Here is a 20659-nt window from a genome sequence, read left to right on the forward strand (position 1 = left end):
CCATGAGCGGTACACAGGCTCCTTATTCAACGGCCAGGCCCATGGACTGCGGCAATGTCCTGAGAGTGACGGGATGATTACCGTGAGGAAGCAAAACAATGCACCCGGCCGTCATGAAGAAACGGTGTGACGCCTCCCTAGATTGTGATTGCACAACGTGATCATCACTGTGCGCTCCGACATCAGGCGGAAGGTCCAACGCAATGGGTGTTGTCGATCGGGCGACCACGGGCGGCTATCTGGAGAGATACGACGACGCCCTGGCCAAGGACCCGATGTCCGCGTTCGGCCTGGTCAGGGAGTGGATGCGGACCGACTGGCGGAGCCTGTTCGCCGAGTTGCGCGAGCGGCGTCCCGTCTTCGTCACCCCCGCCTTCACGGTCGTGACCCGCTTCGCCGACGTCACCGAGGTGCTCTCCCACGAGCAGGTCTTCTCCGTACGCGCCTTCGGCCCCCGTCTCGACGCCGCCCTGGGCGCGCCGTTCATGCTGGGCCGGGACGCCACGCCGATGAACTGGCGGGAGAAGGGCCTGATGCAGTTCGTGCTCGACCCTCGGGACGCGGCCGACGTGCGCGAGCTGACCGGCCGCCTCGCCGACGAACTGCTCGACGCCGCCCGGCCCGGCGGGCGCCTCGAAGCGGTCCACGGGCTGTTCCGCCCGGTCGCCCTCGGCGTGTGCGCACGGTACTTCGGCGTCCCCGGCCCCGATCCGCAGACCCTGGGCGGGTGGACGCGGGCCATCGTCGCCGACGGCTTCGCCAACTTCGGCGGAGATCCGCACCTCCAGGCCGCGTCCGTCAAGGCGGGCGGCGAGCTGGTCGACCACCTGAGCGACCGCCTCGCCCAGCACCGGGCCACCCTGCGGGCCGGCCGCGACCTCCCCGACGACGTCTTCGCCCGCCTGGTCCGCGCCTCCCCGCCCGCCGTGACCGACGACCGGATCGTGGTCAACATGGCCGGGCTGCCGCTGGGCTTCGTGGAGAGCGCGCCGGGGGCCATGGTCGAGGCGGTGGAGCAGCTCCTGCTGCGCCCGCGGGTGCTCGCGCAGGCCGTGGCCGTCGCCGACGACCCCGGACGGTTCGATCCGTACGTGTGGGAGGCCCTGCGGTTCAGCCCGTTCTTCAAGCTGCTTCCCCGGCTGTGCGAGCGCGACCACGTCCTGGCCGCCGGCACCCCGCGCAGCACGGTGATCCCCGCGGGCACGTTCGTGCTGGCGGCGCCGGCCTCGGCCATGTTCGACGCGGACGTGGTGCCCGAGCCCGAGGAGTTCCGCCTCGACCGTCCCCGCCACCATCACCTGTTCTTCGGCTCCGGTCATCACGCCTGCCTCGGCGTGCACCTGGCCGGCGTGGTGATCGCCGAGACCGTACGCCGGCTGCTGCTGCGTCCCGGCCTGCGCCCGCTGCCGCCGCCCGCGGGCCACGTCGAACGCACACTCGGGATCTTCCCCGACACCTTCAACATCGGGCTCGGCGCCGAGAGGCGGGAAGGCTGACGATGGGAAGCAGCGCACGGAGCATCGCCACGGACGGCCTGTCCAACCGGCTCAGGTTCCTGGCCCTGACCAACGGCCGGCCGGTCTGGGACCTCCTCCAGCGCAGCCGGCCGCTCCGGCGCCGGATCAACGCCTCGCTGATCGACCACGCGATTCGCGAGATGCCGCCGCGCCCCGAGCCGCTGAGCACCATGGCCGACTACACCTCGTGGGCCTCCCTGACCGACCGCACCTTCAGCGGCAGGCACCTGCCCCCGGTCGCCGGCATCGAGGAGAACCGGCCCACACCCGAGAGGGCCGGCGACCTGTTCGCCCGCGGCGAGTCCATGATCCTCTGTCCGCGTTCCACGGTGCTCTTCGCGTACTTCGCCCAATGGTTCACCGACGGGTTCCTGCGCGGCGACATCAACGTCCCGCGCGACCCCCGTAAGAACAGCTCCAACCATCACATCGACCTCAACCAGGTGTACGGCCTCGACGAGGCGGCGTCGGCGGCGCTGCGCGCGTTCGACGGCGGGCTGCTCAAGAGCCAGCTGATCAACGGCGGCGAGTTCCCGCCCTATCTGTGCGAGAACGGCAAGATCAAGCCGGAGTTCGCCCCGCTGCGCGTGATCCGCTTCGAGCACCTCACCGACGCTCAACGCGACACGCTGTTCGCCACCGGCAGCGACCGGGGCAACGGCCAGATCGGCTTCACGATGCTCACGGTGCTGTTCCTGCGCGAGCACAACAGGGTGGCGCGGCTGCTGGCCAGGGAACATCCGCGCTGGGACGACGAACGGCTGTTCCAGACGGCCCGCAACATCCTCATCGTGCTGCTGATCAAGCTGGTCGTCGAGGAGTACATCAACCACATCACCCCCTACCACTTCCGGTTCACCCTGGACCCGCGGCTGTCGGCGATGCTGGACCACGCGCCCTGGCACCGGCAGAACTGGGCCTCGGTGGAGTTCAACCTCGTCTACCGCTGGCACAGCCTGATCCCGTCCCGGCTGACGGTGGGCGGGCATCAGCTGCCGATGGCCGAGACGTTCTTCAGCGGCGCGCTGCTGCCCGGCCCCGGCCTCGGCCGGCTCTTCGAGGACGCCTCCCGCCAGCGGGCCGGCCGTATCTGCCTGTTCAACACCGACCCCGTCCTGCGCGAGATCGACGTGCTCAGCCTCGCCGACTCGCGGGCGCTCGGCCTGGCGCCGTACAACGACTACCGCGAGCACTGCCGCTTCCCCAGAGTGCGCGCCTTCGAGCAGATCACCGGCGACCGGCGGGTCAGCAGCGCCCTGAGCGACCTCTACCGCGACGTGGACGACGTCGACCTGTACGTCGGCCTGTTCGCCGAGGAGCCCGGATCCCCCGACGCGATCCTGCCGCCGCTGCTGACCAAGATCATCGCCATCGACGCCTTCTCCCAGGCGCTCACCAACCCGCTGCTGGCTCCGCGGATCTTCAACGCCGCCACGTTCTCCCCGCAGGGCCTGCGGATCATCGCGGCCACCCGCACGCTGTCGGACGTGTTGCGCCGCAACACGCCGGAGGACCAGAGCCCCCGCTTCGTCAGTATGTCCCGGCGGCCCCGGCCATGACCGGGGACGACGACCCGGCCGCCGAGCCGCTGCGCGCCCTGGCCAGGGAGCTGGTGGACATCGCGGTCACGATCCAGGACGCGGCGGCCCACGCCACGGCCGCGCTCACCGACGCGGCGCTGCTGCGCGCCGCCCCGAACGCCCCCTCGGCGGCCCGGCCCGCCTACCGCGCGCTGCTGCGGGCCACGACGAACGGCCGGGGCCTCGGATACGCGTTCACCGGCGGCCGGCTGGCCACCGCGGCCGCCAAGGCCGGCGCCATGCTGGGGGCCGAGAGCCTGGCCGTACGGGTGCTGGCCACGTCGCTGCGGTTGCGCGTGGCGGCGGTGGCGCTCACCCACCCCGAGCTGACCGGGGACCCGATGCTGGTCCGGCTCATCGACGCGGCCGCCGCCGACCGCGACGTGGAGGCCGTACGGGCCCTGCGCGCGCTGGTCAAGGACCGTGGCGCGGTGCGCGCGCTCAGCCAGCTCGCCCCGGTCTTCGGCGAGGTCCTGGCGCTGCGCGCGCTGCTGGACGAGAACCCGCTCAACGACGCCACCGCCTGGCTCATCGCGACGGGACGCGGTTTCGCCACCGCCGATCCGATCACCGGCATGAGCAACCGGGCGATCGCCGTGCTCGACACCGGGGAAGGCGCCGCGCGCCGGATCGAGCTGACCGCGGCCGAGTCGGCCCGGCTGTGCACGCGGGGGTCGTTGCTCGGCTTCCTGGCCAACATCGGCACGATCGGCACCACCGGGCGGGCGCTCGTCCAGAGCGTCGAGGGGCCCGACGGCGTGATCCGTCACGTCCTCCAGGCGCCGGGCATGCGCATGGGGCGTCCCGACGGCGACTCGCCGCAGGACCTGCTCGGGGCGTTCAGCAGCGCCGTGCTGGCCAGCAGCCCCTACAGCCGCGCCCTGGCCGAGGCCGTCGCCGACTACGGGCCGCCGCCGGGCGCCGAACTGGCGCTCGTCGGACACAGCGCGGGCGGTGCGGCGATCATGAACCTGGCACAGGACGCCGGATTCTGCGCCCGGCACACGGTCACCCACGCCGTCGCCGTCGGCTCGCCCGTCGACTTCAAGCGCCCCGCCGACCCGCGTACCTGGGTGGCCAGCGTCACCAACCGGCACGACATCATCCCCACCCTCGACGGCCAGGGCGCCGGCACCTGCTTCGACCTCCACCCCGGCTGGTACGTGGTGGACTACAGCGACTCGACCCATCTGTTCCCCCACTGCCACAGCATCGAGCGTTACCTCGCCAACCTCACCGACGACCTGCCCGAGGCCCGCGAGCACATCGAGCAGCGGCTCGCGGCGTTCCGGGGGCGGGTGGTGCGTTCGCAGGCGTACCTGCTGTTCGACCGTCCGCCGGATCCGGTGGGGTTCCCGTTCCTGGCCGTGCCCACCCGTCCCGTGGGCGGGCCCGGGGGGAACGTCGAACTGCCGATCAGGTGCCGTGACGGCGACGCGCTCACCGCGTACTTCGCCGTGCGTCCGGCGGCGGCGGCGGAGCTGCTGGAGGGCACGGGGCTCGGTCCCGCCGTACGGGTGGCGGGCCGCGCGCTGCTCGCCGTGCACGCCGCCTGGAACCGGCGCACCAGCGCGGGCGGCTACGCGGAGCTGCACGTCGGCGTCGTCGTTCCGGGGCCGTCCCGCCGCAGCTCGCGTCCGGCCGTCCGGCCCGACCTGCTGCGGGCGGCCGAGCTGCGCCGCTCCGGCACGTTCCTCGTCGGGTCGGCGGTCGACACCGTGGCCGTACGCGCCCTCGGGTCGCGGTTGTGGGGCGGCGAGACGTACCTGACGCCGCTGGAACTCCGGCTCGACGGCCGGTCCGCCCACGTCACCGCCGGCCAGATCCTCACCCTGCGCGGACGGCTCGGTCCCGGCCTGCCCGTGAACGATCCCGGCCTGGTCGGCTACACCGGCGCGGCGGGCGCCGTGCTGCGGTCCTGCGTACGAGCTCGCGGGCGGGCCCGGCTGCACGCGGCGCCGTCATTGCGGCTGCTCGTCGAGCCGCGGTCGGCCCACCCGCTGGCCGGCCGGCTCCGCGAACTGGCGCTCGACGGCGCCCGCCCGCTGCTGTGCCTGTCGTCCACCACCCGCCAGACGCTCCGGGACGCCGCCGTCCCGGTGCCGCGGGCCTGACGGAGGAACCATGCCCACCCCGATCGCCGCGATCATCGCCCACGCCGAGGTCCTGCGTTCGGACGCCCGCGCCCTCGCCGCCTGCGCCGAACGCCTGCGCGCGATCGAGGCGGAGCTGAAGGCCGTCGACGGGACGCCGCCCTGGTTGCGCGCCTCGGTGACCGCCCACCTCGCGGCCTGCACGGCGGCCGCCAGCGACCTGGAGACGTCCGCACGACGCCTGAGCCGGTACGCGGAGGAGGCGAGCGCCCCGCCCCGTACGGGCCGCCGGCGATGACGGACGGCCCGGCGCCGCCCTTTCGGAACGTTCGGCGGACGTCGGCCAGGGTCGGTTGACAAACTGGATGACCCGCTGAGTTGACACCATCGACAGGGACGGGTATCCGGTGAGTAAGTGATCTTCATGGCGGAGGCGGCATGAGTCAGGTGGGCCGCCCGGGGCGCCGGCCGGCGCCGGTCCCCGATCCCGACAGCGTCCTCGGGTGCTTCGCCCGGGCATTGCGTGAGTTACGGAACCAGGCCGGTGGCCCCAGCTACGCGACGCTGGCCCGGGAGGCCGCCCGGCTGGGCTCACCCTATTCCGAGACGTCGTTGCGGAACGCCGCCTCCGGGCGCGTCCGGCCGTCGTGGGACGCCGTCGCGGCCTTCGTCCAGGCGTGCGCGGCCTTCGCGCGGACGCATCCGCAGCGGGCGGAGGAGATCGCCCGCGACTGGAGCCTGCCGGTGCTCCTCGACCTCTGGGCGGTCCGCTGGCGCGAGGCGTCGGCCTCGGCCGGGCCCGAGACGCCGGACGAGGCCCCCGGCCCGGCCGCGCCACGCCGCGACCTGCCCGGAAACCTGCCGTCGGCGCTGACCGGGCTGGTGGGCCGAGGCCAGGAACTCGCCCAGGGCACCGGGCTGCTCCGGACGGCCCGGCTGGTGACCCTGACCGGCGTCGGCGGCGTCGGCAAGACCAGCCTGGCGTTGCGCGTGGCCGAAGAGGCGGCCCCATGGTTCCCCGACGGGCTGTGGCTGGTGGAACTGGCCGAACTCACCGAGCAGGCGATGGTCGGCCGGGCCGTCGCCGCCGTACTCGGTGTCCAGTCCAACGCGGGGCAGGAACCGCTGGAGGCCATGGCCGAGGCGCTCGCCGGCCGGCGGGTCCTGCTGGTGCTGGACAACTGCGAACACCTGCTCGACGCGACCGCCGCGGTGACCCGATCGTTGCTGCGGGCCGTACCGGGCCTGCGGGTCCTGGCCACCAGCCGGCAGCCGCTGGACGTGACCGGCGAACGCGTGCTGGCGATCGGCCCGCTCCCGCTGCCGGAGGAGACCGGGGCGGATTCGGCGGCCGTCGACCTCTTCGTGGGGCGTGCCCAGGCCGTCCTGCCCGGGTTCCGGCTGACGGCGGAGAACCGCGCCGCCGTGGTCAGCGTGTGCCGGCTGCTGGACGGCCTGCCGCTGGCGCTGGAACTCGCCGCCCGCCGCCTGCGCACGCTCTCCGTCAACGACCTGCTCGACCGGCTCGACCGACGTTTCCTGCTGCTCGGCTCGGCGGGTGCGGAACGTACGGCGCATCCGCGGCACCGGACGTTGTCGGCGGTCTTCGACTGGAGTTACGAGCTGTGCTCGCCGGCCGAGCGGGCGGCGTGGGAACAACTGTCCGCGGCCTCGGGCGGCGTCTCCCTGACCGACGCCGAGGCCCTCTGCGCGGGCGGGAGCACCGGCCCGGACAGCGCGTTCGAGGCGATCGCCGGACTCGTCGACAAGTCGCTGCTGCGGCGGGTCGAGACCCAGGGACGGACCCGGCTGCACCTGCTGGAGACGGTCCGGCTCTACGGGCGGGAACGGCTGGCGTCCTCGGGACGTGAGCACGAGGCCCGGCGCCGCCACCAGGACCGCTACCTCGGCCTGGCCCGGCGGGCGGAGGAGGAGTACGCCACCCCACGGCAGGCGGAGTGGCTGGTCCGGCTCGCGGAGGAGCACGCCAACCTCCGGCTGGCCCTCACCCACGTGCCCGCCGAGGACGACACCCTCTTCGAGGGCGCCTACGCCCTGTGGTTGTACTGGGTGGCCAGCGGGAAGGTGGGCGAGGGCGTCCATTGGATGCGCCCGCTGGCCGAGCGTCACCCGCGTCCGCCCCGCGCCGAGCCGGCCCCGTCCTGGTGCCGGGCGCAGTGGTCCATCGCGTTCGTCCTGCTGTTGCACGGCGACCGGGCCGCCGCCGAACGCGTACTCGACCGGCTCGAACCGGTCATCGGCCGCGAGGGCGATGAGTGGGCCGGGATTCGCGCGGCCCTGCACCAGTTGCGCGGGTTGTCCGCCATGGTCCGCGGCGATGTCGAGCAGATCGAGAAGCACTCCTCGACGGCGCTGCGGCTCGACGGCCACCGGCCCGGCATGCTGACCGCCCAGCAGGCCCTGGCCCAGCTCGGGGTGGCCGCGTCGATCCGCGGCGCCCGGGAGGAGGCCCGCGACTTCTTCCGGCGGGCGCTGGAGCTCTCCGAGGCGTGCGGGGAGATCTGGCACCGCTCCTACCTGCGCTGGACACTGGCCATCGAGTGCGCGGAGACCGGCCGGGTCGAGGAGGCCACCACCCTGCTGTGGCGCAGCCTGGACCTCAAGCGGCGGCTCGGCGACCCGCTCGGCGCCGCCACGGTGAGCGAGACGCTCGCCGGTGTCCTGGCCCAGCGCGGGGAGCCGCGCGTGGCGGCGCTGCTGCTCGGCGCCGCGCACGCCACCTGGCAGGTGGCCGGCGCTCCCCAGCTCTGGGGCATCTCGCACCTGGTGCACAGCCGGGCCCGCAACATCGGCCGGATCCAGCGGATGCTCGGTGACGGGTCGTACCAGAAGGAGTACCGCCAGGGTGAGCGCCTGGGCCTCGTGAGGGTGCTGGCCGCGCTGGCCGACGAGCGGTCGTAGGCGGGCGGTACGCCGAGCCGTACGTTCGATTCCGCAATTCCGCAGCGAATGCGCCGCCCTGCCGCAACGGCGGGGCCCCGGCCGTCCCGGTCTTCCAGAATTGAGGAACTTCGCCGGGAAACGCCTGGCAGAAGGATCGCGGGCGAGCCGCCGTGAGCGCGGCTTTGGAGGAACGTCATGGAGATCGAACTGGCCAGCGTGCTCAGGGCACTGCGCGAGGAACTCGCCAGATCCGTCAAGGAGAGCGAGGGCGAGGCGGTCCGGTTCCGGCTGGAGAAGATCAACCTTGAGGCGCAGATCGCCGTGACGAAGGGGCAGGAGGGCGGCCTGGGCGTGAAGCTCTGGGTGCTCTCCGGCGACGGCAAGCGGTCCTCGCAGACCGTGTCCACGCAGTTGCTCAAGCTGGAGCTCTCGGCCGAGACCGCGGACGGCGGCTACGTACGGACCAGGGCCCGCCGGGACTGAGCCGGCCCGCCGCGCGACCTCCGCTGACCTCCGCGCCGTGCCGGGAAGGGACCGACGACACTCTTGGCCAGTCTGACGAAACTCGACAGGGTCGTCTCGTTCGAGGAGGACGGGGACTTCATCGGCAGCGGCTACCTGCTCGCGCCGGACCTGATCCTGACCTGCGCGCATCTCTTCGGCAAGCCGCCACGGCCCGGCGCCGCCTTCGCCCGGTTGTCGAACGACGAACGGCACCTGGAGATAGATACGGTCTTCCCGCACCGAGAGTACAGACCGAACGACGACCGGTACGACCTCGCCCTGGTGACGCTGCGCGGCCCGGCGACCCAGGACGGCTCGACCGCCCGCATCGGGAGACTGGACAAGGGCACCGGGCGGGTCCCGTGCGACGTGGTCGGCTTCACGACCTTGGACTCCCGGGACTTCGACTGGCACCGGAGGCACGTGTTCGTGAACATCGCCCTCGGCACGTTCGAGGCCCCCGAGCTGCTGGACCTGAACGTCGACTCCGGCCTGCCCGAATGGAAACACGTCTTCTATCAGGCTCGTCCTTACCCGGCGGACAGATCACCCTGGGCCGGGATCTCCGGCGCTCCCGTCCTTCCCGTGGGAGAGGACCTGGTCGTCGGCGTCTGCACCGGCCACGCCTCGCCGTCACTGGTCGCCGCCAGCACCGTCGGCCTGGAGGAGGATCCCACCCTCAGCGCCCTGCTCGCGGAACGCGGCCTGCGGGTGGAGAGGTATCCCGCGACGGCCGGGACGATGATCGCCGAGCCGCCGGATCTCATGCCGTACGAAGAGACGGCCGCCGCGCTCACCGGCACGGACGCCTACCTCAAGGGTCTGCGGTTCGTCAGTCCCGGGCACCAGCATCGCGCCCGTCCCGCGAACCTGCTCGCCGCGCTGGAGTCGGAGACGCACGGCGTGCTCGTCACGGGCCCGGCCGGGTCCGGCAAGAGCCGCATCTGCCTGGAGACCGCCTCCAAGGCGCGGCAGGACGGCTGGCTCGTGCTGCACCAGCACCCGGCGGCCCGGCCGACCGTCGAGCGGCTGGTCGAGGCCGCGGTGAACTCCGGGAGTGACCGGGTTCTCATCGTCGCCGACGAGGTCTCGCCGGACTTCTCCCTCGACCCGCACGCCATCCCGGCGGCGCTGGCCCAGGCCGGGGTGACCGACCGGCCGCGGCGGGTCGCCGTCCTCGCCGCCGCGGGCCCGACCCCGTTCGCGACGCTGCGCGGACGCGAGGTGGCCCAGCGTTTCAGGCACGTCACCGTGCCGGACGCGGAGCCGTACCTGCGTGACGTCCAGGACGTGATCCTGCGGACCGTCGCGCCCGAGGCGCTGAAGGTGCCGCAATGGGGGTTCGACGGGCTGGCCGGGCTGTGCGGGCTCAGGCCGGGGCTCGCCGTGCTGATCGCCTCCGAGTTCGAGACGCGGCGGGGTGGCCAGTTGCTCGTGCCGCGCAGATCCCGGCTGCCCGGTGGCGAGTTGTCGAAGTGGCTCCTGACGCACCTGCGCGCCGACGGCCTGCTGCCCGCCACGGACGAGGGCTCCGAGACCGGGGCCGCGCCGGAGCCGTACCTGCTCGCCGCGGCGGCGGCCGTCTGCGCGTGCCCGCAGCCGCGCGCGGACATCGAGGCCGCCGCCCGGCGTCTGCTGCTGTGCCTGCGCGAGACCGCGCTGACCGCCGAGTCCGTGGTGGACCTGCTGCTCAGCCGGGGCTGGCTGGAGGAGCGGGACGGGCGGCTGCACAGCCTGCACGACGTGGTCACCGAGGAACTGCTGCGGTCCTGCCTGCTCACGCCCTCCGGCGAGACCCTCCAGGGGGCGCAGGCGGACCTGCTGATGGACGCCGTGCTCACGGGCGTGACCACGTTCGCCCACTTCGCGCACCGGCTCCGGGCGATGTCGGCCGGCTACCCGGAGGAGAAGCTGCCGCCGCTGCTGGAACGGCTGTGCGGGCAATGGCTGGAGCGGAACGCGACGAACGTGGGCGCGCTCCTGAGGGCCGCCGGCGGCGCGCAGGACGCCGAACAGGCGCTGCTGGCCCTGGTCGCCGGACCACCCTGGCAGGACGCGACGACACGTCACTGGGACGCCGTCGCGGGCCCGTGCCTCCGGGCGGCGGAATCGGAGCAGCGGGCGCCCGTCATCCTCAGGAACGCGCTGCGTTCCTGCCCCAAGGCCGCCCCGGTCCCGCTTCCGCTGGTCGAGTCGGCGCTGGACTGGCTGGAACGCTCCCCCGGGCACACCGGCACACCGGAACTCCTCGGCGCGCTGCTGGTCCGCCTCCGGCCGGGCGCCGCCGGCGAGGACCGGTGCCGGGCCCAGGCTGTGGCGTGGCTGTCCGAGCACAGCCTCCGGCCGACGGCCTCCCACGTACTCCAGCAGTTGCTGACGAGCACCGCGCTCGCGGCCGAGGAGTCCGAGCAGGCGGCCACCGCCGCTGTGCGGTGGCTGGCCAGGTACGGCGACAAACCCGAGGCGAGCTTCGTGCTCGGGCCCCTGCTGCAGTGCCCGGACCTCGCCGAACCGCTGCGGGCGCAGTCGGCCGAGTGCGCCCTGGCCTGGCTGCGCCGGCACGACCGGCATCCCAACGCGACCTTCGTGCTCAGGCCGATGTTGTCGATGGACGGTATCCGGGCCCGGCACTTCGACGCGGCGGTCACGCACACGCTGAACTGGTTCGTCGCGCACGGCACGGAGAACTCCGCGTTCCAGATGGCCAAGCTGCTGCTCAAGCCCAGGGCCGGCAGGTCGGCGACCGACGCCGTACTGACCTGGCTGGACACCCACCACGCCCGGTGGGAGAGCCTGCACGTGGTCAAGGAGGTGGCGCGGCTCAAGGAGAAGGACATCAGCCCCGCCCAGGCGCGGCGTGCCATCGGCCACGCGCTGGTCTGGCTGGGCGCCCGTTCGGAGCCGGAGCGGGCCCACTGCGAACGCCGGGAGGCGAAGGAGGTCATCCACGCGCTGGCGGCGCGGGGCCGTCGCAGGAAAACCTCCGAGGAGGGCTCCCGTGTGGTGGACCGGATGGAGTTCAGGTCGGGTCAGGCCGACGAGGTGGCCCGCTACGCCGCGAACTGGATGGACGTCCACGGCGTCGGCATGGTCCCGGCGCTGCTGCTGAGCTCGATGCTCGGCTTCTGGCACTGCGGGCCGGAGCAGGGGCAGCGCATTTCCGCTCATGCCCTCGCCTGGCTGAACGCCCACGAGGACGACCTGGAGTACGGCGTCGTGCTCGGCGAGCTGCTGCGCCGGGGGCAGCTCTCGGGCCTCCAGGCGCGGCAGGCGGTGGAACGGGCGCGGTGGTGGCTGCGGCAGCCGGACCGCCAGTACGACGCGGTCTTCTACGAGGGCCTGCTCAAGCTGCTGAAGAAGTACGCCGCGCAGGACCCCGAGGTGGCGGCGCGGGTGCCCGGTCTCGTGGACGCCGTCCTGGGTGTCCCGCACCCGGTACGGCTCAGCCTGGACCGGGCCCGCTTCCTGCTCGGCGTTCCCGGTCTGACCGAGGACCAGGTGGACCGGATCGTCCCCGCCGTCCTCGACTGGCTCGAACTGCACGTGGAGCATCCCCGTTCCGACTTCGTCCTGCGTTCGCTGCTGCGGCGGGACGACCTGCGGCGCGCCCATGCCCGGGGCGTGATCGACCTCGCCTTCGCCTGGCTGCACCACTGGAACGACATGGCCCACGCCAAGACCGTCCACGACGGTCCCGCGCTGGTGCTGACCGGGCTGCTCCGGCGTCCCGAGCTGGCCGGTTCGCTGGTGACCAGGGCGGTGAAGCTGGCGTTCGACTGGATGTCGGCGTGGTTCAGGCAGAACTCCGGGCTCAACCGCAACCTCCTGGGCGCGCTGCTGAGCAGGCCGGAGCTCCCGCCGGAGACCATGGCGGACGTGCTCCAGCGCGCGCTGCACTGGCGTGGTCAGGACATCGTCCTCTCCGCGCCCGGCGAAGGCGAGGAGTCCGGGCCCGAGCTCGAAGAGCACGCGTTCGCCTGGCTGGACGTCCACCACGGGAGCCAGGCGGCCGGCCGGGTGATCGGCGCCCTGACCGCCCGCCTGCTGCGCGCCGTGGACGTCGACCCCGCGAGCCTGGACCGTGCCGCCGGCTACGCGCCGGCCTGGCTGAGGGATCATCCGGAGGACTTCGACGGCCGGTTCATCCTCCCCTCCCTCCTCGACCACCATGACCGTTTCCCGGCGTACTCCCGCGAACTGGTGGATCTCACCCTGCACTGGCTCGTACGGCATCACGCGGCCTTCGGCGCCCGTCAGGTGCTGCGCCACCTGCTCGACCATCCCGGACTCACCCAGGAGGAACGGGAGCGGGCGACGCGATACGCCTTCGCCTGGCTGGCGGAGTTCGGGACGAACACCAAGGCCTCCTTCGTCCTGCGGCCGCTGGCGCAGATCCCGCTCGACCACGACCAGGAACGGCTGCTGACCGACCTGATCGTCACGTGGTCCTCCCTGATGGTGAGCAGGCTGAGGAGCCTCGGCGAGAACAACCAGCTCCGGAACCCGAGCGTGGAACGTCCCGATCCCCGGTACGTGCTGCGCGTCCTGCTCGTACGGGCCGGCCTGGCGCCGGAACACCTGGCCAGGGCGCTGGCCGCGGCGCTGGCCGCCCGGTTCCCGCCGGGGTTGCCGCCGCGCTTCGAGTGGGAACTGCCCGGTCCGGAGGGAGGCGGCGGATCCCTGCCGGAGTTCGCGTTCGCCAGGATCGGCACGATCGCGCGACTGCCGGAGGCCGGCGAGGTGATCGCCGAGCTGCTGAGGAGCTCCGACCTTGAGGACCGCGGGCCGCACCTGATCGACGTGGCGCTCGGCTGGCTCGGCGCGCACGGCGGCGGCCCGGAGGCCGTCCAGGTCTGCTCCTGGCTGCTGAAGTCGCTCAGGCCCCCGATGGAGGGGTACGACGCCGCGGCCCGGTTCTCGGTCCAGTGGCTTGAGTCGCATCCCGCCGACGCGAACAGCACGCATCTGCTTCAGCACCTGTTGCGCCGGACGAGCCCCCGCTCCGCCGCCGCCGCGGCCTCGATCGGACACGCCGTCGCCTGGCTGGGCGTCCACGGTGGTGAGTACGCCGCCGGCCGCGTCCTGGCGCCGCTGCTCAGCCGCGCGGACCTCGCCCCTGACGACGCCGCGATCGGGCTGCGGCACGCGATGGACTGGCTGGCCGCGTACGGGTCCGACGCCCGGGCTCATCATGTGCTGCGCGGCGTGCTGGCGTGTGACGGGCTGAGCCCGGCGCAGCAGGAGCAGGCCGTACGGATCGCCCTCGCCTGGGTACGGGCGGACGACGTGCGGCCCGCGGCGGCCGGGCTGCTGGTCGGCTGCCTGGGGCTGGCCGGGCTGCCCGCCGGTCTGCTGCGTGACGCCTGCGGGCTGGCGCTGGCCTGGCTGGGCGCGCGGGCCGGGTCGCCCGCCTCGCCCGCGGTCGTCCTCGCGTTGTTGCGCCGTACCGATCTCGACGGCGAACAGGCCGCCCAGGTACGGCGGTGCGCGGACGCCTCGCTGGCCGGGCGGCTGCTGAACCGCCCGGCCGGCGCCCTGCTGGCCGCCTACCTGGCCCGCCCCGACGCGCCGCCGTCGCTGATCGCACAGGCTCTGGCCTGGCTCGACGAGTGGAGCGAGACCCCGGAGGCGGACCAGGTGCTGATCGCGCTGCTGGACCGGCCGGAGCTGGGCACCAAGGACGCCCGCCACGCCGCCCGCATGGTGCTGCAATGGGCGGACGAGCACGACGACAGCCCTTCGGTGCCCAGGCTGGCCGGGCTGCTCACGGCACGCGGCGACCTGACCGCCTACCAGCGCGAACAGGCCCTGGGACTGCCCACGGAGGCCAGGTCCTCGTGAGCAGGGCTCAGGTGTTCGCGTCGGCAGGCGTGGGGGGTTCCGGGGCTAGCGGACGCGGATGAAGACCGGGTTGGAGTAGAACCACAGGTCCTGCCACGGGCTTTCCTTGCCGTCGGCGGCCGGCTCCATCTCGTCGGTGCCGGTGCCGCGTACCCGGAGGTAGCTGTCGGCGCCCACCTCGCGCAGGGTGTGCCGGATGACGTAGTCGCGGCCCTGGCGGCGCCAGTCGTTCGGGCCGAAGCGGGCCACGACCTTGGTGGTGGGGTTGGTGTCGGCGTCGAGGTTCGAGCTCACGCCGGTGACCTGGCCGACGATCAGGTCGACGCGGCGCACCTCCGGACGGTCGCCGTTGGCGTTCTGCCCGTCCAGGGGGCGGAAGCGGATCTCCACCTCGACGTCGGTGCGGTTGCGGCTGCTGACGACGAGCGTCTCGCCCACCGTGGCGCGGCGGCCCTGGTTGGCGGCGGTGACGTCGAGCGCGGTGACCAGGTCGCCGGTGGTGACGAAGATCCGGCCGTTGCGCAGGGCGTCCATGATGTCGCCGTAGTCCTGGCGGGCGGCCACGTAGGTCTTGCTGTACTCGCCGGGCCAGAAGTCGGAGCCGCCGCGGGTCCAGTGCACGTGCGAGTCGGAGGTGGCGGTGATCCACCAGTGCCGTCCCTCGCCCAGCAGCGAGTCCCACAGGCCGCCGACCCGGGCGGTCATCTGGTCGAAGCCGCCGTAGGTGGGGTGGTTGCCGTAGCCGCCGCGCGCGCCGCCGTTCAGGGGGCCCGCCTGGTGACCGGGCGCGCCCTCGAAGCCCACGTACACGTCGGGGGCGGTGTTGTTGCCGTTACGGAACTCGCGCGGCGTGTCCTGGCCCCACACGCCCAGGCCGGTCGCCGACCGGGACGCGTGGTGGGCGATCACCAGCGGCTTCTGCCGCATGTCGCGGGCGGCCTTCAGGAACTCCACCATCTTGGCCTCGGTGTCGCGGCCCGGGTCGGCGGGGAAGGCGTCGTGCTTGGCGAAACGGCTCTCCAGCTCGAACAGCTGCTGCGCCTCCCCGTCGTGGTGCGGGATCATCAGCGTGTGGTGGTCCAGCGCCGGCGCGTCGAACTCCATCCCCCAGAACTGCAGCACCTCCGGCACCAGCACCCGTGACCGCAGCAGGTCGGGGTAGGCCTGCTCCAGGTTCACCTTCGAGTGCGTCGGGCCGCCGTGGTCGGTGCACATGGCCCAGGTCAGGCCGAAGTACTTGGCCATGATGGCGTTGGTGACGATCGGGTAGACCGCGTCCGCGCCCTTGTGGAAGGTCGGCGGGTTGGTCTTGGTGTCGAACTCTCCGCTGTACTCCGAGTGGACGTGGTGATCGCCCGCCCGCCACATCCGGCCGTTCGAGCCGCCGTTGCCGAACTTGCGCTCGTCGTCGGCCTGCGCCGGGGTGCCGCCCACCAAGGGGGCCGCGGCGGCCAGGGTGGCACCGACGCCGGCGTACTTGACCAGCCGCCGGCGGGACAACCGGGCCTGCTCGGCCTGCTCAGCCTTGTTCTCGCTCACGGTGAAGCCTCTCGTGCATGCAAATCTGGGTGCCGACCCGCAAGCCTCGAAGAGTGGGCTGAACACCGTGTGAATGCCGTTCGGGTGGAGCACGAACAGTCGTTGCCCGGTCGGCCGAGCCGTACGTCAGGAGCGTGGGGTTGGGGGCGCGTCGCTGAGGGCGGTGAGCAGGAGGTGGCGCTGGAACAGGGTGAGCTCGCCGACGCTGGTGCCGTTGCCGATCTTGGCGGCGCGCAGCGTACGGCTGATCTGGTCGGTGGTGTGCTCGGGGAGGGCGCGCAGCAGGTCGGTGGCGTCGGCCGCGATGGTGGCCGGGTCCCGGCGGGCCAGGAGCTGTTCGAGGGTGAGCTGCCCGGCGGTGACGGCGGCGCGCAGTTGGGCGGCGCTCATCGGCTGGGGCGACGGGTTCGGCGCGGGGGTTGGCCGGTTCGGACGGGGTGCGGGCGCGGTGGTGAGCCCGCGGGCGGCGGCGATCGGGGCGGACCGCGGCCCGTCCGTGAGCAGGGTCTGCGTGGTGACCAGCAGGCCGCCGATCGCGGCGACGGCGAAAGCGGCGAGGACGAGGTGGCGGCGGGTCAGGCGGCGGCTGTCGCGGGCGATGGCGAGCCCGATGAGCCCGGTGCGCAGCAGTACGCCGGTGACCATGCCCAGCAGGATCGGGACGCTCTGGGCGGGCAGGGGCGCCACTGTCGCCAGGACGACCCCGGCGGCCGGAGCCAGGCAGGACAGGGTCAGCCAGGGCGCCGCCGGTCTGCGTGCCAGGTCGAGCATGGCGGTCAGGGCGAGCCCTTCGCTGGCCGAGTGGATCACCAGGGCCGCCACCACTACGGCGGACGCGGCCAGCGCCAGGGTGGCGCCCTCGATCATGCGGTGCAGGGACAGCGCGGCCGCGGTGCCGACGCCGCCGTAGACGGCGGCGCTGACCGCCTGCTTGACCCGGCGGTGCAGGCCGGGCGCGTGCCGTCCGCCACCGCCGCCGCCGTGGTTGTGGCCGCATCCCTTACGGGTGAAGAAGGTGATGACGAGGAAGCCGAAGACCCCGGCCAGGCCCACCAGCCACAACGGCACGCCGGTGACCTCGGCCTCGTGCCAGGCGTCGGGCAGCAGATCGACCAGTGCGGTGATGAGCATCAGCGCCGAGGCGATGGCCAGCCAGACGCTGATCGTGGCGTTCTTGCGACGGGCCAGGGTGGCGCCGGTCAGCGTGGACAGCGTCACCAGGGACACCGCGGCCCAGGTGGTCCAGGGCAGCCCGGCGGCGTCGAGGCCGGCGCCACCCGGGTTCAGGTCGAACTGGGCCAGGACGGGCGGGGATGCTGGTAGCAGCGTCGTTCCCCCGAGCGGCACGAACATGACACGGCCTTTCCTGCGTGAGGGCGGTGCTTGGGAGCGGAGGGCTGCGTGGTGACCGCGAAGGCGTACGGGACGGGTGCGCCGGTCGGGTGGCGGTCGGCGAGTCGGTGGCGGTCGGTGGGTCAGTGGCGGTCAGCGGTCAGTGGCGGTCGGCGGTGTCGCGGACGGGGAGGTGCGGCTGTGCGGAGAACGGCCGGGGCGACGACGCGGCTTCATGGGCGCCGTGGCCGGGCGGATGGTCGTGCGTGGTGAGCTGTTCCAGGGCGGCGCGGAGGTGGCCGAGCTGGGTGTGGAGGTTGTGCTGGAGGTGCCGGCCCTGGTCGGTGATGGCGTGTTCGAGGTGGCCCAGCTGCTCGTCAAGCGTCTGGCGGGTGGCCTGGGTCAGCGCGCCGGCCGCCGATTCCGCCTCCTGGCGCAGGCGTTCGGCGTCGCGGTGGGCGGTGGCGAGGATCTGGCGGGCCTCGTGCTGGGCGGCCTCCAGGGCTTCCTGGGCGGCACGGTGCGCCGCGGCCAGGGTCTCGGCCCCGGTGGACACCTCGGTGGCGCGGACGCGTTCGCGTAGCTGGGCGTTGTCCTGCCACAGGAGGCTGAGCGTGGTCTCCACCCGGGCGAGGAAGGCGTCCACCTCGGCCAGGTCGTAGCCGGAGCGCAGGCGTACGACGGTGAAGACCTGGTGGTGCACGGCGGTGGCGGTCAGCAGGGCGAGCTGGCCGGGCAGGTTCGCCGGAAGCGGCGGCGAGGTGACGCCGTCGGGGGCGGCGTGGCTGTGGGGAGAGTGGGGACCATGGACGTGGTCGTCGTCGTGGTCTTCGTGCTCGCTGTGCATGGACTGATCCAGCCTTTCACCGTCGTCTCGGTGGCCTGACTCGGCAGCGGGTGGGGACGCTCCGGCGTTTCCGTGGGGGGCGACGCCGGAGCGTGGGCCGGCCTGCGCCGAGCCGGGGGCGGCGGCCCGGCCGTCAGGGGTGGGCCGCCATGGTGGCTAGGACGAGGTGGCGCCGTGGTCGTCGCAGTGCCCGGAACCGCAGTCCTGGGCCTGGCCGGTCAGCGCCGCGTGGTCGTCGGCGCAGTCGCCGGCGCCGCCGGGCGCGCAGTGGGAGCCGTCGTGGGCGTGGGGGCCGTCGTGGGGGCCGTCGTGCGCGTGGACGCCGCCGTCGTGATGGTGGTGATGGGGGTGCGCGTGGTCGTGCGGCTCGGTCATCGGGGGTCCTTTCGCTCGCTCATAGGGGCTTGCGGGGGGCTCCGGCGGTGCTCCTGCGCAGGTAGCCGTTCCAGGCCCAGCCGTGCGCGCCGGTGGGGGTGGTGATCCGCAGCCAGCCGTTCCGGCTTGAGCAGCCCCCGGTGACCGGACGGCTGCCGGCGTCGAGGCGGCCGAGCATCCGCCCCTGCCGCCGGGGCGTCGAGCGGACGGCGATCGTCTCGCCGCGCCGGAGGTGGTCGGGCTGGTAGCGGCAGGAGCTGACAGGCCGTGCGGTGGACGTCGTGACGGCGGCGGAACCGGCGGGGACGGCCTGGGCGGGCAGACCGGCCAGTGCCAGCCAGCCGGACATCGCGGCCAGCAGCGCGGCGGAGGTGGGAACGGTTCTCATCGTGAACCCCTTCCTGTACGGCGGGTCGGGTCCCGGAACTTCTACGTTCTGTAGTTGACTCATTACTGTTTGTTTAAACATCTGATCAGATATTCATGGGTACAGATGATTTTGTGTCCGGCCAACCCGGCCCCTTGACCTACCGGACCACAGGAGCCAGCATTTGTACATATGAACAACCCGTCAGATGTACGTGACGGGTCATCTGCTGCCGCACCCGGCCGTCACCCACTCCACGAGGAGCGCCAATCGTGTCCGAACAGCAGGATCACCAGCACGAGCACGCCGGACGGCACCCCCAAGGGCACGGACATGGGTACGGACATGGGCACGGGCACGGGCTGAGCGCGGACGCCGACCGGCGCTACCTGCGCGGCGCGCTCATGCTGATCGCCGGTTTCATGGCCGGGGAGGTGGTGATCGGCCTGATCGCCGGCTCGCTGGCGCTGATCTCGGACGCGGGGCACATGCTCACCGACGCCATGGCGATCGTGCTGGCGCTGGTCGCGATGCGGATCGCGGCCCGGCCGCCCCGGGGCGGCTTCACCTTCGGCCTCAGGCGTGCCGAGATCGTCTCCGCCCAGGTGAACGGCATCACCCTGCTGCTGCTGGCGGCGTACTTCACCTTCGAGGGCGTGCGCCGCCTGGTCGACCCGCCCCCCGTCGAGGGCCTGTACGTGGTGGCGACCGGGCTGGCCGGCATCGCCGTGAACCTGGCCGCCACCTGGCTGCTGTCCAAGGCCAACCGGTCCAGCCTCAACGTCGAGGGCGCCTTCCAGCACATCCTCAACGACCTGTACGCCTTCATCGCCACCACCCTCGCCGGCCTGATCGTCTGGCTGACCGGCTGGAACCGGGCCGACGCCGTCGCCGCCCTCGTGGTCGCCGCCCTGATGCTGAAGGCCGGCTGGGGGCTGGTCCGCGACGCCGGGCGGGTGTTCATGGAGGCCGCGCCCGCGCAGATGAACCCTGCCGAGGTGGGCCGTCAGATCGTCGCCCTGGACGCCGTGGTCGAGGTGCACGACCTGCACATCTGGGAGGTCACCTCCGGCTACCCCACCCTGTCGGCGCACGTGCTGGTCGCCCCGGGCGCCGACTGCCATGCCGCCCGCCTGGCCGTCGAACGGCTGCTGCGCGAGCGTCACCACATCGAGCACACCACGTTGCAGGTCGACCACGCCGTGCCCGGCAGCCACGCCTTCGACGACGAGGGCCGGCTGCGGCGTCTCGTCGAGCACTGCCCGGACCCGCACGGTCCCACCCACCACGCCCTGCATCCCGACGCGGCCGCCGGCATGGCCGCCGGGCCCGCCCCTCTCGCCGAGGCCGAACCGCGACCGGCGTCCTGCCACGACAACGAGCAGGGCGCATGATCGACGGCGCCCGCCCGCGCCGCGTGCTACCAGCCGACCTCGTCGCAGCCGGTGTGGTCGTCCGGCTCGACCTGGAGGGTGGCGTGGGCGATGCCGTGGCGGGTGCGCAGCAGGTCGCGGGCCTCGTCCAGGACGGCGTGGTTGCTGTTCTGGTCGACCGTGACGAGGTGGGCGGTGGCGACGTTCATGCCGGAGGTGAGGGTCCACAGGTGCAGGTCGTGCACGTCGCGCACACCCTTGATGGCGGCCAGGTCGGCGGCCACGGCGGCGGCGTCGACGCCCTCGGGCACGTGCTGGCCCAGGACGGCGAACACCTGGCGGCCGAGGGAGATCGCGCGGACGGCGACGAAGATCCCGATGGCCAGG

The 20659-nt window shown here is 73.0% G+C and carries 13 protein-coding genes and 1 pseudogene; 8 read left to right on the forward strand and 6 right to left on the reverse strand.

What is annotated here, in order from left to right; translation table 11 throughout:
• Positions 1 to 203: 203 nt before the first annotated feature.
• The 7 genes from DMB42_RS49070 (at position 204) to DMB42_RS49100 (ending at position 14439) form a co-directional block, all read left to right on the forward strand.
• A complete protein-coding gene (locus DMB42_RS49070; RefSeq protein ID WP_125647957.1) occupies positions 204 to 1496 on the forward strand; it encodes a cytochrome P450 in 1293 nt (430 codons plus the stop codon).
• A 2-nt stretch (positions 1497 to 1498) separates the two neighbouring features.
• A complete protein-coding gene (locus tag DMB42_RS49075; protein ID WP_125647960.1) occupies positions 1499 to 3076 on the forward strand; it encodes a peroxidase family protein in 1578 nt (525 codons plus the stop codon).
• Positions 3073 to 5211, forward strand: a complete 2139-nt coding sequence (locus DMB42_RS49080) for a hypothetical protein (protein WP_125647963.1) — start codon at positions 3073 to 3075, stop codon at positions 5209 to 5211. Before DMB42_RS49075 ends, DMB42_RS49080 begins: the two co-directional genes overlap by 4 nt.
• A 10-nt stretch (positions 5212 to 5221) precedes the next feature.
• A complete protein-coding gene (locus DMB42_RS49085; protein WP_125647965.1) occupies positions 5222 to 5488 on the forward strand; it encodes a hypothetical protein in 267 nt (88 codons plus the stop codon).
• A 221-nt stretch (positions 5489 to 5709) separates the two neighbouring features.
• Entirely contained in the window at positions 5710 to 8112 is a 2403-nt protein-coding gene (locus tag DMB42_RS49090) for an AAA family ATPase (RefSeq protein ID WP_185845273.1), read from the forward strand.
• A 177-nt stretch (positions 8113 to 8289) separates the two neighbouring features.
• Positions 8290 to 8577: a trypco2 family protein gene (locus tag DMB42_RS49095; RefSeq protein ID WP_125647970.1), complete on the forward strand. Its 288-nt coding sequence runs from the start codon at positions 8290 to 8292 to the stop codon at positions 8575 to 8577.
• 63 nt (positions 8578 to 8640) lie between these two features.
• Complete coding sequence (locus DMB42_RS49100; protein WP_125647973.1) at positions 8641 to 14439, forward strand: trypsin-like serine protease; 5799 nt, start codon at positions 8641 to 8643, stop codon at positions 14437 to 14439.
• Between the two features lie 45 nt (positions 14440 to 14484).
• Here DMB42_RS49100 and DMB42_RS49105 read toward each other — a convergent pair whose 3' ends face one another.
• The 5 genes from DMB42_RS49105 to DMB42_RS49125 form a co-directional block, all read right to left on the reverse strand.
• Complete coding sequence (locus DMB42_RS49105) at positions 14485 to 15978, reverse strand: phosphoesterase (RefSeq protein WP_125647976.1); 1494 nt, start codon at positions 15976 to 15978, stop codon at positions 14485 to 14487.
• Between the two features lie 126 nt (positions 15979 to 16104).
• A complete protein-coding gene (locus DMB42_RS49110) occupies positions 16105 to 17331 on the reverse strand; it encodes a hypothetical protein (protein ID WP_125647979.1) in 1227 nt (408 codons plus the stop codon).
• 139 nt (positions 17332 to 17470) lie between these two features.
• A complete protein-coding gene (locus DMB42_RS49115) occupies positions 17471 to 18157 on the reverse strand; it encodes a DivIVA domain-containing protein (RefSeq protein ID WP_125647982.1) in 687 nt (228 codons plus the stop codon).
• 156 nt (positions 18158 to 18313) lie between these two features.
• On the reverse strand, positions 18314 to 18532 hold the full coding sequence (locus DMB42_RS49120) for a hypothetical protein (protein ID WP_185845274.1): 219 nt from the start codon (positions 18530 to 18532) through the stop codon (positions 18314 to 18316).
• Between the two features lie 19 nt (positions 18533 to 18551).
• Positions 18552 to 18920, reverse strand: a complete 369-nt coding sequence (locus DMB42_RS49125) for an SH3 domain-containing protein (RefSeq protein ID WP_125647985.1) — start codon at positions 18918 to 18920, stop codon at positions 18552 to 18554.
• A gap of 251 nt (positions 18921 to 19171) precedes the next feature.
• On the opposite strand from DMB42_RS49125, the gene DMB42_RS49130 reads away from it, so the two are divergent.
• Positions 19172 to 20293 carry a cation diffusion facilitator family transporter gene (locus DMB42_RS49130; RefSeq protein WP_125647989.1) on the forward strand — a complete coding sequence of 374 codons (1122 nt, stop codon included), beginning with the start codon at positions 19172 to 19174 and terminating at the stop codon, positions 20291 to 20293.
• 26 nt (positions 20294 to 20319) lie between these two features.
• On the opposite strand, the pseudogene DMB42_RS49135 reads toward DMB42_RS49130, so the two are convergent.
• A pseudogene (locus tag DMB42_RS49135) lies at positions 20320 to 20659 on the reverse strand (cation diffusion facilitator family transporter); the annotation flags it as partial.

This window comes from Nonomuraea sp. WAC 01424 (assembly GCF_003947315.1).
Lineage (GTDB): Bacteria > Actinomycetota > Actinomycetes > Streptosporangiales > Streptosporangiaceae > Nonomuraea > Nonomuraea spiralis.

Bases quoted from the DNA above. Each gene is read 5' to 3' on its own strand.
- DMB42_RS49070 (WP_125647957.1), top strand. From the start codon at position 204: ATGGGTGTTGTCGATCGGGCGACCACGGGCGGCTATCTGGAGAGATAC.
- DMB42_RS49075 (WP_125647960.1), top strand. From the start codon at position 1,499: ATGGGAAGCAGCGCACGGAGCATCGCCACGGACGGCCTGTCCAACCGG.
- DMB42_RS49080 (WP_125647963.1), top strand. From the start codon at position 3,073: ATGACCGGGGACGACGACCCGGCCGCCGAGCCGCTGCGCGCCCTGGCC.
- DMB42_RS49085 (WP_125647965.1), top strand. From the start codon at position 5,222: ATGCCCACCCCGATCGCCGCGATCATCGCCCACGCCGAGGTCCTGCGT.
- DMB42_RS49095 (WP_125647970.1), top strand. From the start codon at position 8,290: ATGGAGATCGAACTGGCCAGCGTGCTCAGGGCACTGCGCGAGGAACTC.
- DMB42_RS49110 (WP_125647979.1), bottom strand. From the start codon at position 17,331: ATGTTCGTGCCGCTCGGGGGAACGACGCTGCTACCAGCATCCCCGCCC.
- DMB42_RS49115 (WP_125647982.1), bottom strand. From the start codon at position 18,157: ATGCACAGCGAGCACGAAGACCACGACGACGACCACGTCCATGGTCCC.
- DMB42_RS49120 (WP_185845274.1), bottom strand. From the start codon at position 18,532: ATGACCGAGCCGCACGACCACGCGCACCCCCATCACCACCATCACGAC.
- DMB42_RS49125 (WP_125647985.1), bottom strand. From the start codon at position 18,920: ATGAGAACCGTTCCCACCTCCGCCGCGCTGCTGGCCGCGATGTCCGGC.